The following is a 13,325-nucleotide window of genomic DNA, read 5'->3' on the forward strand; positions in this document are numbered from 1 at the left end:
CTCAGGGCGATTCGTACCAGCGCTGCGAGCGGTTGACCACGCCCACCACGAACAGCATCACGGGCACCTCGATCAGCACGCCGACGACGGTGGCGAGCGCCGCGCCGGACTGGAAGCCGAACAGGCTGATGGCGGTGGCCACGGCCAGTTCGAAGAAGTTGCTCGCTCCGATGAGCGCGGACGGGCCGGCCACGCAGTGGGCCACACCGAGCTTGCGATTGAGCAGGTAGGCGAGGCCCGAATTCAGCAGTACCTGGATCAGGATGGGCACGGCCAGCAACAGGATGACGAGGGGCTGCTCCACGATGGCACTCCCTTGAAAGCCGAACAGCAGCACAAGTGTTGCGAGCAGTGCGGTGATCGAGGAGGGCGCGAGCGCACCGACTACGCGCTGGTATGTCGCCGCGCCGCGCGCCAGCAGCACCTTGCGGATAACCTGTGCGATCAGCACGGGCACGACAATGTAGAGCGCTACCGAAGTGATGAGCGTGTCCCACGGCACGGTAATCGACGACAAGCCGAGCAGCAGGGCGACTACGGGCGCAAAGGCCACCACCATGATCGCATCGTTGAGTGCCACCTGCGACAGCGTGAAGTACGGATCGCCCTTGCAGAGCTGGGACCAGACGAACACCATTGCCGTGCAGGGCGCCGCGGCCAGCAGGATCAGGCCCGCGATATAGCTGTCGAGATGGTCTGCCGGCAGCCAGCCAGCAAACAAATGCCGAATGAAGATCCAGCCCAGCAACGCCATCGAGAACGGCTTGACGAGCCAGTTCACGAAAAGCGTCACGCCGATGCCGCGCCAGTGTCCCGCTACCTGGCCCATCGCGCCGAAATCGATCTTGATCAGCATCGGAATGATCATGATCCAGATCAGTACGCCGACCGGCAGGTTCACGCGAGCCACTTCCATGGCACCAATGGCGTGAAAGACCGCCGGCAGCCATTGGCCGAACAGGATGCCGGCGACGATGCACAGCGCCACCCAGATGGTCAGATAGCGTTCAAAAAAGCCAATGGCGCCAGGTTGCGCTGCCAAGGCGGTACTTTGCACGGTGCTCATTGCCCCGACTCCACAAGTTGCTATGTACGTAAAAGTTCAGCAGTAGCCAGACACCGGCGAACAAGGCGTGCCACCGCAGCAGTTCTCGGTGAGGTAGCCCAGCAGGGCGTTCATGGTCTCGAACCTTGCCATGTAGATGATCGACCGGCCCTCCTGGCGGCTTACCAGCAGCCTGGCCCGGTGCAGTTCCTTGAGGTGGAATGACAGCGACGACGCTGGCATTTCCATCAGTTCAGCGATGCGCCCTGCAGGCAAGCCTTCAGGGCCGGCTTGCACGAGCAGGCGGAAAACAGCCAGGCGAATAGCGTGGGCAAGCGCCGCAAGTGCTTCAAGCGCATTATCAGTTTCCATGTTTCGACTATATTCGAAATATAGAAACTAAGCAAGCCGGAGGGATTGCCGGAAATTCTCGCTAAGCCGCTCACGGCGGATGTTGGCACGATGGTTGCGCGTCTCCGCCTGCGTATCAGCGGGGAGAACGAGAATGGCAACGCTCATTGCATCTTTCAACGAACGGACGGACGCCGCGCGCGCATGCGAGGAACTCGTTGCGGAGTTTCCGGGCGTCCGCTTTGCATTGCACCAGTCGCCAACCGGGGAAAGGAAAGGGGCCAGCGACAATCTGCGAAGCCTGATCGTCGAGATTGTCGGTGTTGGGGAGCATCCCGGCGAAACGTTCCCGCTGGAAGTCGTCATTTCGGATGTCAGCGAGTCCGAGGTGCCAGCGGTGAATGCGTTGCTCTTGCAACACCATGCTTCTGTCCGTACCGAAACGATGTAGTTCCGCGGCGCTGGCGTTCGACTTTCTTCCATGCAGAAGAAAGAATTACTTATCGTCGGTATGCCGTGGCATAGACGTTCGTCTCACCCCATCGCCACCACACTCGACAGCAACGTCTTCACCAGCACTGCCTGTCTCGTCGCCCCCGTCTTGGCAAAAATCCCGCGCAGATGCGCCCGGGCCGTATTTTTCTTGATCCCCAACCGGCCGGCGGCTTCGTCCAGCGTCAGCCCGTCCATCATCAGCAGCGCGAGTTCGATCTCCGTAGGCGTCAGCCGGAACAGCTTGCGCAAGCTTGCATGCGCATTACGCGGGGATCCCGCCGGATCGCGGATGAAGACCGCCACGGCAGGCCGCCGCGCCTTGTCTTCGGCACGGTAGCTGAGGGGAATGGGCCGCACCAGCACGCTCAGCGGCGTCGCCACCGCGGGTCGCGTCAGCGTAGTGACTTCACTGCGCGATGCCGCCAGTCCATGGGCTTCGATCGCCGCGTCCACGATCTTGCGGAACGTGCGGTTCTCCACCGGATTGTTTGCCTGTAGCGCACCGTTGCAAAGACAAAGGCCGTCGCGTGCCTGCAGCAACCGCCCGGCAACGTCATTGGCCTTCATGACCTTGCCGTCTTCGTCCAGGATCACGGTGCCGACCAGCAGGCGGTCGACCGCATCGGCGTAGAGGGCGCGTTCGGATTCGAGTACGTCCAGCGCCGCGTGCAGGTCCACGGCGCGCTTCAGGTGGGGCAGCAACTGCGCCAGCAGCGTCTTGCCGGCAGGGCTGAAGTCTTCCCCATGATGGCCGCGGCTGATGAACAGCGCACATTCCACGCCGTCCGGTGTACGCAGGTTGGCCGCCAGGATGTAGCGCAGGTCCAGCGGCTGCAGATATTGCAGATAGAAGGGATGCGCGATCCATCCCGCTTCGCCGAACAGCTCATCGGCGCTGAAGATCTGGTCGGGGTGCAGGTTCAGGAATGGACATAGCGCGTAATACTGTTCGCTGTAGGAAGGCTCGCCCGGCAGGTGCGGTCCGAATGGCGATGCGTTGACGATCAGCCCGGGCCGGTCGGTGGCGGGGTGGCGCAGCACCAGCGTGACGAAGGACGCGTCGAGCCGCTCTCGCACGCTTTCCAGAAAGCCGGCCCACGGTACCGTTTCGGTGGGGCCCTGGTAGAGCTGGCCGAGCAGGGCGCTCAGCTCGCTGGCCGGCAGGGCGGCGGCGTCGGGGGCAGGCAGCATGGTCGCGGATCCTCGGAGCGCTGGAGCGAAAGAAGGCGGGACAAGGCCCAAGGACAAGGCCCGCCTTCTTTCATCCTACGGATCGGCGCCAACCGATCATCGTCCGTTTGTACTAGGCGCGCCGGATTCCTGCAGACCCGTTTCCTGCAACCAGGCGACGATGCGCTCCGCCGCCTGTTCGGCCGTATCGGCCGTGGTGTCGATACGGATTTCGGGGCGCTCGGGCGGCTCGTAAGGCGAGTCGATGCCGGTGAAGTTCTTCAGCTCGCCACGCCGCGCCTTGCGGTAGAGGCCCTTGGGGTCGCGCAGCTCGGCCACGTCGAGCGGCGTGTCGATGAAGACCTCTGCAAACTCGCCGTCGCCAGCAAGCGCGCGCGCCATCTCGCGCTCCGAGCGGAACGGCGAGATGAACGAAACCAGCACCACCAGACCCGCATCGAGCATCAGCCGCGCCACCTCGGCCACGCGCCGGATGTTCTCCACGCGGTCGGCTTCAGAGAAGCCCAGGTCCTTGTTCAGGCCGTGGCGCACATTGTCGCCGTCGAGCAGGTAGGTGTGATGGCCCAGCGCGTGCAGGCGCTTTTCCACGAGGTTGGCAATGGTCGATTTTCCCGCGCCGGAGAGCCCGGTGAACCAGACAATGCGCGGCGCCTGGTGCTTGAGCGCGGCATGCGCGCGGCGGTCGACGTCGATGGCCTGCCAGTGCACGTTCTGCGCCCGCCGTAGTGCAAAGTGCAGCATGCCCGCGCCGACGGTGTTGTTGGTAAGGCGGTCGATCATGATAAAGCCGCCCAGGTCGCGGTTGCGCGTGTACGGGGCGAACGCGACCGGCTGGTCCAGGTGCAGGTTGCACACGCCGATTTCGTTCAGCTCCAGCGTGCGCGCGGCCAGGTGCTCGAGCGTGTTGACGTTGACCTTGTACTTGGGCTGGGCCACGGTAACGCCGACGGTACGCGTGCCCAGCTTGAGCAGGTAGGGGCGGCCGGGCAGCATGGCATCCTCGTTCATCCACACCAGTGTGGCTTCGAACTGGTCTGCCACCTCGGCCGGGTCTTCCGCGCATGCCAGCACATCCCCGCGGCTCACGTCGATCTCGTCGGCCAGCGTCAGCGTCACCGCCTGGCCGCGCATGGCTTGCCCGCACTCGCCATCGGCGCCGACGATGCTGGCTACGCGGCTTTCCCGGCCGGACGGCAGCGCACGTACGCGATCGCCGCAGCGGATCTCGCCCGCACTGACGGTGCCGGCAAAGCCGCGGAAGTCGAGGTTGGGGCGGTTGACCCACTGCACCGGCAGGCGGAACGATTCGTCCTGCGCCGGCGCGCGGTCGACCGGCACGCTTTCGAGGTGCGCCATCAGCGTGGGCCCGTGGTACCACGGTGTATTGGCACTTGGTTGCGTGATGTTGTCTCCATGCAGCGCGGACATCGGGATGCAGACGATGTCATTGAGTCCGATCTGCCGCGCAAAGTCACGGTACTCGGCTTCGATGCGGTCGTAGACCTCGCGCGAGTAGTCGACCATGTCGAGCTTGTTGATGGCCACCACCACGCGGCGGATGCCGAGTGTCGACACCAGGTAGCTGTGGCGGCGCGTCTGCGTCTGCACGCCGCGGCGCGCGTCGACCAGCAGGATCGCGAGATCGGCGGTGGATGCGCCCGTCACCATGTTGCGCGTGTACTGCTCGTGCCCGGGTGTGTCGGCGACGATGAACTTGCGCTTGTCCGTGGCGAAGAAGCGGTACGCCACGTCGATGGTGATGCCCTGTTCGCGCTCCGCGGCGAGGCCGTCGACCAGCAGCGCGAAGTCGAGATTCTCGCCCTGCGTGCCCATCTTCTTCGAATCGGCTTCCAGTTGGGCGAGCTGGTCTTCGAACAGCATCTTCGATTCATACAGCAGCCGGCCGATCAGCGTGCTCTTGCCGTCGTCGACGCTGCCGCAGGTGATAAAGCGCAGCAGGCCCTTGTGTTGCTGCGCACGCAGGTATTGCCCGATGTCGTCATTGGCCGTGACCGGCACGGTTTCCGTCTGCATTGCCATCAGCGCTTCCATCAGAAGTACCCCTCTTGCTTTTTCTTCTCCATCGACCCGGCCGAATCGCTGTCGATCAGCCGCCCCTGGCGCTCCGACGTGGTGGCCAGCAGCATTTCCTGGATGATCCCGCCGAGCGTGTCGGCTTCGCTGTCGATCGCGCCGGTGAGCGGATAGCAGCCCAGCGTGCGGAAACGCACTTTGCGCAGGGCCGGCGTCTCGCCCGGGCGCAGCGGCAGGCGTTCGTCATCGACCATGATCATCGTGCCGTCGCGCTCGACCACGGGACGCTCCTTGGCGTAGTACAGGGGCACGATCGGTATCTTGTTCAGGTAGATGTATTGCCAGATGTCGAGCTCGGTCCAGTTCGACAGCGGGAACACGCGCAGGCTTTCGCCCTTGCGCTTGCGGGCGTTGTACTGGCGCCAGAGTTCGGGGCGTTGCATCTTCGGGTCCCAGCGGTGCTGCGCAGTGCGCACCGAGAACACACGCTCCTTGGCGCGCGATTTCTCTTCGTCGCGACGCGCACCGCCGAACGCGGCATCAAAGCCATAGTGGTCGAGCGCCTGCTTGAGCCCCTGCGTCTTCCAGGTGTCGGTGTGCACGGCCGAGCCGTGTTCGTGCGGGCTGATGTTCCGCGCGATGCCTTCCGGATTGATATGCACGCGCAGGTCGAGCCCGAGCCGTTCGACAGTCTGGTCGCGGAACTCGATCATTTCGCGGAACTTCCACGTCGTGTCGACGTGCAGTAGCGGAAAGGGCGGCCGGGCCGGGTGGAAGGCCTTCATCGCCAGGTGCAGCATGACGGAGCTGTCCTTGCCGATGGAATAGAGCATGACGGGGTTTTCGCATTCCGCCACCACTTCCCGCATGATGTGGATGCTCTCCGCCTCCAGTTGCTCCAGGTGGGTCAACATCGAGATCTCCTCTTCGTGTTGCCGGCGCCGTCCACGGATTTCGCGGTGCCTGGCATGGGGAAAAGGTAACGAGCCGAGGCCTTGCGCAACTTCGTCCGGGCGGACTAAGAAATGCGAGGACCCATCGCGCATTTTCTAGTCCGCCCGGACGAGGAGCGGGCCACCCGCGGCTAGGTATCGTTGCTTCGGTGCGGGACAGCGGCATTGCCGTCCCGTGTGCACTGACGAACCACGGGGAGCAGGCAGATGGCGACTTCCGCCGAAGAACAATTGCTGAGCGGCCAGACCTGGGCCGAGTTTTGCGAGGTGCTAAAGCGCAGCGGGCAGCAGATCCTGCGCCCAGAGGCACCATCGGACGCCCTCACGCGTGCCGAGGGCTTCCGTTACCTGAGCCGCTTGCTGCGCATCGCGCTCGAAATGCACGTGGAATTCGCCGATCCGGCGTTTCCCGGCTTCTTCTCGCCGTCGCACGAAACCGCCAAGATCGGCGCCGACAATCCGGACAACCTCTATCGCTATGCGCGCCTGGACGGTAACGCCGAATACCGGATCCGGGGCCGGCGCTGCACTGTGGCCTACCTGAGCTTCGGTACGCAGAAGGGCGGCTACGAGACCGATGGCCGCATGATCCAGACCGGCTTCATCGACAGTAGCCAGCTCGCCGTGGCGCCGGATGGCAGCTTCGAGCTCATCCTCAGCGCGGGGCCGCATGACGGCAACTGGGTGCGGATGGAGCCCGCCACCAATGCACTGGTGGTACGGCAGACCTTCCTTGACCGCAAGGCGGAGACGCCGGCAGAACTGAGCATCGAGCGCATCGATGGCGGCGCCAAGGCCCTTCCGCCGGTGCTCGGCGCCGAGCGCCTGCACGGCGGGCTGATGCGCGCCGCGGGTTTTGTCGAGAGCACGGCGCGCATCTTCGCCGACTGGGCACAGGGCTATGGCGGCCACGTCAACGCGCTGCCGCCGGCGGACCAGGCCGTGTGCCAGGCGGCCGGTGGCGATCCCAACATCTTCTACTACCACTCGTGCTGGGCGCTCGCGGACGACGAGGCGCTGGTGGTCGAGGTGGACCGCGTGCCCGAATGCGAGTTCTGGAACTTCCAGATCAACAACTACTGGATGGAATCGCTCGACTACCGCTACCACGACATCTGCCTGAACAAGCACCGTGCGCGGCTCGGCGCCCACGGCGGTGTCACCGTCATCCTCAGCGCGCGCGATCCGGGCCTGCCCAACTGGCTCGAAACCGCCGGGCACCAGAACGGCACCATGTGCTGGCGCTGGGTCGGCGCGGCGCAACCCGTGCATCCGCGCACGCGCGTGGTCAAAGTCGAATCGCTCAAGGGGGCAGCATGAATACCGCAGTGGTCAACCAGGCCGTGTTCGACGTGGAGCGCCTGCTGACGCTGGCCAGCGGGCAGGCGGGCGGACTGACGGACTTCGGTCCGGGCAATCACCGCGAGGCGCTTGGCGTACTGTTCGATTCGCTGAGGCGCGAGGCCAACCTGTCAGTGCAGGGCGCGCAGATGCTGCACGGCAAGCTGCTGGCCCAGTTGGTGAACCGGCTCGTGATCCAGGACTACTGCCGGCGCCATCCCGAAATCCTGGAGGAGCGCATCGACGACCCGCTGGTGATTGTCGGCCTGCCGCGCACGGGCACCACGCTGCTGCAGCGCATGCTGGCCAGCGACCCGCGCTTCCATTCGGCAGCCTGGTGGGAAACCCGCTACCCAGCGCCGTTGCCGGAAGAAGACGTGCGCGACGCCAGCCGGCGCATCGGGCTGGCGCGGGACGAGGTCGCGCAGATGATCCACTTCATCCCGGACATCCTCTCCATCCACCCGCTCGACGCCATGCAGGCCGACGAGGAGTTCATGCTGATGGAGCACTCGTTCATGTGCGCCATGGACTCATACGCGAACGTACCGGCCTATACCGCGTGGCTCTCGCAGCAGGACCAGACGCCGGTCTACACCTACCTGAAGACCATGCTGAAGTTCCTGCAGTGGCAGAAGCGCCAGCGCGGAGAACCGGCGGCGCAGCGCTGGGTACTGAAGACACCGCAACACCTGCATACGCTGGAGGTACTGTTCCGGGTTTTCCCGGGAGCACAAGTCGTGCTGACCCACCGCGACCCCGCGCAGACCATTCCTTCCATGGCCAGCATGGCCCATACCTTGTGGAAGCTGTATGCCGACGCGCCCGATCCGGTCACCGTGGGCCGTCAATGGAGCGCCCAGATGCAGCGGGCGATGGCGCACGCGATGGCCGTGCGCGAAAGCCTTCCGGCCGAGCGTTTCCTCGACGTCCGCTTCGAAGACACCGTGCAAGATCCGTTCGGCGTGGTGCGGGCGGTCTATCGATTCGCCGGCATGCCGCTGACCGAAGCAGCGCGTGCCGCCATGTGGGCGTGGATGGAGGACAACCCGCGCAATCAGCGCGCGGCGCATGCGTATTCACTAGACCAGTTCGGCCTCAGCCAGGCGCAGCTCGAGCGGGATTTCGCCGGCTACCGCGCCCGCCACGTATTGAACACCCGTTAACAGACAGCGCACTGCGCACCGAGGAGACAACAACATGCTGCTGAAAGACAAGATCGTCATCGTGTCCGGGATCGGTCCCGGACTTGGCGCAAAGCTGGCCGTGGAGGCCGCGCGCGAAGGCGCGCGCGCCGTGGCCATTGCCGCACGCACCGCGGCGAAGCTGGATGAGGCCCAGGCCCGGATCGACGAACTGGGCGCCGACTGCGAGGTGCTCAAGGTGGTGACCGACATCACCGACCGCGCCCAGTGCCGGCAACTGGCCGGCGAGACCCTGCGCCGCTACGGACGGATCGACGCGCTGGTCAACAGTGCGTTCCAGCACGGCAATTTCCCCGAGCCGATGGAATCCGCCGACCTCGACGTCTGGCGCGAGGTGTTCGATACCAACGTGTTTGGCACCATGACGCTGACCCAGGAAGTGGCCGCGCTGATGAAGCCGCAGGGCGGCGGCGCGATCGTGATGATCAATACGCAGGCCACGCGCAAGCCGATGCCCGGTGAAGGCGGCTACGCGGCGTCCAAGGGCGCGCTGGCCGTCGCGGTCAAGTATCTGGCGCGCGAACTGGGCCCTTATGGCATCCGCGCCAACAGCATCTTCATGGGCTGGATGTGGGGCGCGCCGGTGCAGGGCTATGTGCGCCACGTTGCAGCGGAGCAGGGCATGAGCGAAGATGCGGTGATTGCCCCCGTCACCGCGCAGATCGCGCTGGGTCGTATGCCGACCGACGACGACTGCGCGCGCGCCGCGCTGTTCCTGGTGTCGGACTACGCCCGCGCGATCACCGGCGCGTCGCTCGACGCCAACGGCGGCGATTTCATGCCCTGACCGCTGGCCACCGGAAACCTGCCATGACACGCTACTTCGCCTTCAACGGCGACGCCGACGGCCTGTGTGCCCTGCAGCAGCTGCGCCTGGCCTGTCCCGGCGACGCGACACTGGTTACCGGCGTCAAGCGCGATATCCTCCTGCTCGACCGTATCGACGCCGGACCGCGCGATACGGTCACCGCGCTCGATATTTCGCTCGAGCAGAACCGCGGCGGCCTGCTGCGGCTTCTCGCGGCCGGTGCGCGGGTGGATTACTTCGACCACCATCACGCGGGCGAATTACCCGCCCATCCCGGGCTCTGCGCGCATATCGACGAAGGCGCGGACGTGTGCACAAGCATTCTGGTGGACCGCCATCTTGGCGGTCGCCACCGGAACTGGGCGATCACCGCTGCTTTCGGCGATAACCTGGCAGGCGTGGCCCGGCTGATGGCTGCGCAAGCCGGGCTCCACGCGCGCGATATCACTGTGCTGGAGCAACTGGGCACCTGCCTCAACTACAACGCCTACGGCGAGTGCGTGGCCGATCTGCATTTCGACCCCGCCGAGCTGGCCGCGCACATGCTGCCGTTTGCGGATCCACTGGACTTCGCGGCCCAATGCGCGGCTTACCGGGTGTTGTGTGCCGGCTATGCGGACGACATGGCGCAAGCGCGCTGCCTGGCGCCGTCGCACGAGGTCCCCGGTGCGGCGCTGCTGGTCCTGCCCGACGCCGCGTGGGCGCGGCGCGCGATTGGCGTGCTGGCCAATGAACTGGTGAGCGGGCGCCCCGGCGACGCCATCGGTCTGCTGTCGCCCAGGACGGACGGCGGCTTTGCCGTCAGCGTGCGGGTGCCCGCGCACAGCGCCACCGGCGCAGCCGACTTCTGCCGCGGCTTCGATACCGGCGGCGGCCGGCGCCTGGCAGGTGGCATCAACCACCTGCCGGACGCCGACGTGGAACGCTTCACGCGCAGCTTTACAGACTGCTTCGGCCGCGCGTAGCCCCCATCGGTATCGTTGCCCGCCTTGTTCAGGCGGGCGGCACGAACTCCGTGACTTCCAGCTCGAAGCCGGCGACCGTGCGGTAAGGCACCGGATGGCTTAGCAGGCGTAGCTTGCGTGCGCCCACGTCGCGCAGGATCTGCGCCCCCACGCCCAGTGCGCGCTGCGCAAACGCCGGCGCGGGCGTAGCGGCGGCCGGCGCGGCGAGCCGCTCCAGCCGCTGCTGCGGCGATTCGCGTTCATCGAGCAGCACCAGCACGCCGCAGCCTTCGGCACCGATGCGCGCGAGCGATCGCTCCAGGTTCCAGGCCGGCAGCGCCGGCGTGCCGAAGCCGAGCACGTCGCGCTGCATCTCCACCGCTTGCACGCGCGTCAGCACGGCCTTGGCCGGGTCGGGTTGCCCCAGCACCAGCGCCAGGTGCAGCGCATCGACCGGCACGTCATGGTAGGCATGCACGGCAAAGCGGCCATAAGGCGTGTTCAGTTCGGAGGTGCGCGTGCGGCGCAGCGCGCCTTCGGTCAGCAGCCGGTGGTGGATCAGCCCGCTGATCGATACCGCGGGCAGGCCGTGGCGCTGCGCGAACGCGAGCAGGGCGGGGCCGCGCAGCAGGTCGCCGGCATCGTCGAGCAGCATCGCATAAGCGCCCGACGCGACGCATCCGGCCAGCGACGGCAGGTCGGAGCACGCTTCGGCAAAGCCCGCGCGGCGCAGAACGCCATCAGGCTGCGCCACCACAGGAAAGATGTGGCCAGGCTGGACCAGATCCGCCGGTTGTGCGAGCCGTGCCGCGGCCACGCGCAGCGTCAGCGCGCGGTCCGCGGCGGAAATGCCGGTGCTGACGCCGCTGGCGGCTTCGATCGACACCGTGTAGCGCTCGCGCTGGCGATGGTTGGCGGCCATGGGCGGCAACTGCAGCCGCTGGCGGCGCGCCTCGGTGATCGCCATGCAGACCAGTCCGCGGGCCTCGGCGGCCATGAGGTTGACGTCGCCCTCGGTGGCGCGCTCGGCGGCGACCAGCACGCAGCCAAGGGCTTCGTCGGTCTCGTCTTCGAGCACCACCACGCGCTGTCCCGCAGCCAGCGCCGCGAGCACGTCCTGCATCGGCGGGAGCATGGAGGCGTTCATGCAGCCTCCTGCGTGCCGCTGGCGGCGAAAGCGTAGCGCAATGACGCAGCGGCGGCATCGAGCGCATGGCTCGCGGCATCGAGCACGCCCTGCATGCTCATGAAGCCATGGAACTGGCCGGGCCAGCGGCGTACGGTGGCCGCACCGCCCGCGCGCTGCAGCGCTTGGCCATACGCTTCGCCCTGGTCGCGCAGCGGATCGAATTCCGCCGTGATGATGGTGGCGGCCGGCAGGCCATGCAGATCGCGCTGGTGCAAGGGGCTCGCGCGGACATCGGCGGCGTCGTCCGGATTGGCCAGGTATTGGGCGCGATACCAGTCGAGTTCGCGCGCACTGAGGAAATAGCCTTCGGCACAGGCGCGGTAACTGGCGCTGTCGGCGGCGGCGTCAGTGCAGTCCAGGTAAGGGTAGAGCAGCAACTGGTGCTTCAGCGCGATGCCGCTGCCGCGCAGTTGCTGGCACACGACTGCGGCGAGGTTGCCGCCGGCGCTGTCGCCGGCCACTGCCAGCCGGGCCGGGTCGACGCCAAGCTCGGCGGCGTGCCCGGCGGCCCAGCGCACAGCCGCAACCGCGTCGTCGGCCGCGGCCGGGAAGCGCGCTTCCGGAGCCAGCCGGTAGTCGACCGACAGCACCAGCGCGCCGCTGCGACGCGCCAGGCTGCGGCAGATGTTGTCGTGCGAATCGAGGCCGCAGAGCACGAAGCCGCCGCCATGGAAATAAACGATGAGCGGCGGACCTGCGCTGTCGTCGGGCCGGTACAGGCGCGCCGGCAACGGGCCCGCGGCGCCATCGATGGTCAGGTCTTGCTGCGCGGCAACGCTGTCGCCGGGCGCAAAGGCCGGCATGGCGGCGACTGCCGCACGGTAGTCGGCAGCGCGCAGCGTGGTGAAGTCGGGACTCGGCATGGCGGCCATGGCGTCCAGCATGGCGCGGGCCTGGGGATCGAGCGGCATCGGGTCTCCTGAGTAACTTGGGGTGATGATGGTCAGAGCGCGAAGGCGGGCGCCTTGCCGGCGGCAATGCCTTGCGCGCGTACGAGCGCGGCTTGGGCGGCCTGCTCGTGCGGCAGGATCCAGAACTGGCCCGCCGACACGCCGTCGAGGATCCGCTGCGCGACGGCATCGGGCGTCATGCCCGCGGCAATGCCGTTGCGCAGCGCGCCGTTCATCTGGTCCACCTCCTGCTGCGCCGTGCCGCCAAGTCCCGCCGCGATGCCGGTGGCGACCGGACCTGGGCAGACCACCGATACGCCCAGCGGTATCCCCGCCGCTTGCAGTTCGAGCAGCAGCCCTTCGCTGAGCGCCACCACGCCCTGCTTGGACAGCGTGTACGGCGCCAGCCACGGTCCTACCGCGAGGCCTGCCATCGACGCCACGTTGACGATATGGCCTGAACCCTGTTCCGCCATGCGGGGCACGAAGTTGCGCAGCGCGTGCAGTACGCTCCACAGATTGACGCGCAACACACGCTCGAACACCTCCGGCTCCAGTTCCCAGCAGCGGCCGGTCGCGAGAATGCCTGCGTTGTTGACCAGCAGGTCGACACGGCCCAGCCGCCGGAAGCTCTCTTCGCACAGGTGCTCGATCTGCGCGGCGTCGGACACGTCGGTGGGGATGGCGATGACGGTCGCCCCTTGCCCGGCGAGCGCCGCGCGTGCCGCTTCGAGCGCATTGGCGTCGATATCGGCGAGCGCCAGCGCATACCCTTGCGCCGCCAGGGCCTGCGCGAGCGCGCAGCCGATGCCGCTGGCCGCTCCGGTGATCACTGCGGCCTGCTGCCGCGGATTTGCCGCCATGGTGTTGCTCCTCGGT

Annotated in this window: 13 protein-coding genes; 5 read left to right on the forward strand and 8 right to left on the reverse strand. The window is 66.6% G+C overall.

Annotated elements, in window-relative coordinates; genetic code table 11:
* Position 1: 1 nt before the first annotated feature.
* Entirely contained in the window at positions 2–1,066 is a 1,065-nt protein-coding gene (gene arsB / locus ACIGJG_RS07880; protein ID WP_483672984.1) for an ACR3 family arsenite efflux transporter, read from the reverse strand.
* 36 nt (positions 1,067–1,102) lie between these two features.
* Positions 1,103–1,417: an ArsR/SmtB family transcription factor gene (locus tag ACIGJG_RS07885; protein ID WP_220631560.1), complete on the reverse strand. Its 315-nt coding sequence runs from the start codon at positions 1,415–1,417 to the stop codon at positions 1,103–1,105.
* Positions 1,418–1,550: 133 nt separating this feature from the next.
* Here ACIGJG_RS07885 and ACIGJG_RS07890 point away from each other — a divergent pair, with 133 nt between their 5' ends.
* Positions 1,551–1,847: a hypothetical protein gene (locus tag ACIGJG_RS07890; protein WP_140950033.1), complete on the forward strand. Its 297-nt coding sequence runs from the start codon at positions 1,551–1,553 to the stop codon at positions 1,845–1,847.
* Positions 1,848–1,930: 83 nt separating this feature from the next.
* Here ACIGJG_RS07890 and ACIGJG_RS07895 read toward each other — a convergent pair whose 3' ends face one another.
* From ACIGJG_RS07895 to cysD, 3 genes are all read right to left on the reverse strand, one after another.
* Positions 1,931–3,082 carry a helix-turn-helix transcriptional regulator gene (locus ACIGJG_RS07895; RefSeq protein WP_011297694.1) on the reverse strand — a complete coding sequence of 384 codons (1,152 nt, stop codon included), beginning with the start codon at positions 3,080–3,082 and terminating at the stop codon, positions 1,931–1,933.
* Between the two features lie 96 nt (positions 3,083–3,178).
* Positions 3,179–5,122: a sulfate adenylyltransferase subunit CysN gene (gene cysN / locus ACIGJG_RS07900; protein WP_086004440.1), complete on the reverse strand. Its 1,944-nt coding sequence runs from the start codon at positions 5,120–5,122 to the stop codon at positions 3,179–3,181.
* A gap of 11 nt (positions 5,123–5,133) precedes the next feature.
* Positions 5,134–6,030 carry a sulfate adenylyltransferase subunit CysD gene (gene cysD / locus ACIGJG_RS07905; RefSeq protein ID WP_245001941.1) on the reverse strand — a complete coding sequence of 299 codons (897 nt, stop codon included), beginning with the start codon at positions 6,028–6,030 and terminating at the stop codon, positions 5,134–5,136.
* Positions 6,031–6,276: 246 nt separating this feature from the next.
* Between cysD and ACIGJG_RS07910 the strand changes: the two genes are divergently transcribed.
* The 4 genes from ACIGJG_RS07910 to ACIGJG_RS07925 are packed head-to-tail and all read left to right on the forward strand — an operon-like array spanning position 6,277 to position 10,388.
* The gene (locus ACIGJG_RS07910) at positions 6,277–7,389 is read left to right on the forward strand and encodes a hypothetical protein (protein ID WP_483672986.1); all 1,113 of its coding nucleotides are present in this window, start codon (positions 6,277–6,279) and stop codon (positions 7,387–7,389) included.
* Complete coding sequence (locus tag ACIGJG_RS07915; protein ID WP_140950035.1) at positions 7,386–8,576, forward strand: sulfotransferase family protein; 1,191 nt, start codon at positions 7,386–7,388, stop codon at positions 8,574–8,576. Before ACIGJG_RS07910 ends, ACIGJG_RS07915 begins: the two co-directional genes overlap by 4 nt.
* Positions 8,577–8,610: 34 nt before the next feature.
* Complete coding sequence (locus ACIGJG_RS07920; protein WP_140950036.1) at positions 8,611–9,402, forward strand: SDR family oxidoreductase; 792 nt, start codon at positions 8,611–8,613, stop codon at positions 9,400–9,402.
* Positions 9,403–9,425: 23 nt separating this feature from the next.
* A complete protein-coding gene (locus ACIGJG_RS07925; protein ID WP_140950037.1) occupies positions 9,426–10,388 on the forward strand; it encodes an acetyltransferase in 963 nt (320 codons plus the stop codon).
* A 28-nt stretch (positions 10,389–10,416) separates the two neighbouring features.
* Here the strand turns inward: ACIGJG_RS07925 and ACIGJG_RS07930 are convergent, their stop codons facing one another.
* Genes ACIGJG_RS07930 through ACIGJG_RS07940 form a run of 3 tightly spaced genes read right to left on the reverse strand, consistent with a single transcriptional unit; the run spans position 10,417 to position 13,309 of the window.
* Positions 10,417–11,514 carry a 3,4-dihydroxy-2-butanone-4-phosphate synthase gene (locus ACIGJG_RS07930; RefSeq protein ID WP_140950038.1) on the reverse strand — a complete coding sequence of 366 codons (1,098 nt, stop codon included), beginning with the start codon at positions 11,512–11,514 and terminating at the stop codon, positions 10,417–10,419.
* Complete coding sequence (locus ACIGJG_RS07935; protein WP_140950039.1) at positions 11,511–12,467, reverse strand: alpha/beta hydrolase; 957 nt, start codon at positions 12,465–12,467, stop codon at positions 11,511–11,513. The genes ACIGJG_RS07930 and ACIGJG_RS07935 overlap by 4 nt, the downstream gene beginning before the upstream one ends.
* Before the next feature lie 32 nt (positions 12,468–12,499).
* Positions 12,500–13,309: an SDR family NAD(P)-dependent oxidoreductase gene (locus ACIGJG_RS07940; protein WP_011297703.1), complete on the reverse strand. Its 810-nt coding sequence runs from the start codon at positions 13,307–13,309 to the stop codon at positions 12,500–12,502.
* Between the last annotated feature and the right edge of the window lie 16 nt (positions 13,310–13,325).

The sequence above is a fragment of the Cupriavidus sp. C1SS-2L genome, from assembly GCF_057073735.1.

What these genes read in the sequence shown, in the direction of transcription:
- arsB (WP_483672984.1), bottom strand. Translation starts at nt 1,066, where the DNA reads ATGAGCACCGTGCAAAGTACCGCCTTGGCAGCGCAACCTGGCGCCATT.
- ACIGJG_RS07885 (WP_220631560.1), bottom strand. Translation starts at nt 1,417, where the DNA reads ATGGAAACTGATAATGCGCTTGAAGCACTTGCGGCGCTTGCCCACGCT.
- ACIGJG_RS07890 (WP_140950033.1), top strand. Translation starts at nt 1,551, where the DNA reads ATGGCAACGCTCATTGCATCTTTCAACGAACGGACGGACGCCGCGCGC.
- ACIGJG_RS07895 (WP_011297694.1), bottom strand. Translation starts at nt 3,082, where the DNA reads ATGCTGCCTGCCCCCGACGCCGCCGCCCTGCCGGCCAGCGAGCTGAGC.
- cysN (WP_086004440.1), bottom strand. Translation starts at nt 5,122, where the DNA reads ATGGCAATGCAGACGGAAACCGTGCCGGTCACGGCCAATGACGACATC.
- cysD (WP_245001941.1), bottom strand. Translation starts at nt 6,030, where the DNA reads ATGTTGACCCACCTGGAGCAACTGGAGGCGGAGAGCATCCACATCATG.
- ACIGJG_RS07910 (WP_483672986.1), top strand. Translation starts at nt 6,277, where the DNA reads ATGGCGACTTCCGCCGAAGAACAATTGCTGAGCGGCCAGACCTGGGCC.
- ACIGJG_RS07915 (WP_140950035.1), top strand. Translation starts at nt 7,386, where the DNA reads ATGAATACCGCAGTGGTCAACCAGGCCGTGTTCGACGTGGAGCGCCTG.
- ACIGJG_RS07920 (WP_140950036.1), top strand. Translation starts at nt 8,611, where the DNA reads ATGCTGCTGAAAGACAAGATCGTCATCGTGTCCGGGATCGGTCCCGGA.
- ACIGJG_RS07925 (WP_140950037.1), top strand. Translation starts at nt 9,426, where the DNA reads ATGACACGCTACTTCGCCTTCAACGGCGACGCCGACGGCCTGTGTGCC.
- ACIGJG_RS07930 (WP_140950038.1), bottom strand. Translation starts at nt 11,514, where the DNA reads ATGAACGCCTCCATGCTCCCGCCGATGCAGGACGTGCTCGCGGCGCTG.
- ACIGJG_RS07935 (WP_140950039.1), bottom strand. Translation starts at nt 12,467, where the DNA reads ATGCCGCTCGATCCCCAGGCCCGCGCCATGCTGGACGCCATGGCCGCC.
- ACIGJG_RS07940 (WP_011297703.1), bottom strand. Translation starts at nt 13,309, where the DNA reads ATGGCGGCAAATCCGCGGCAGCAGGCCGCAGTGATCACCGGAGCGGCC.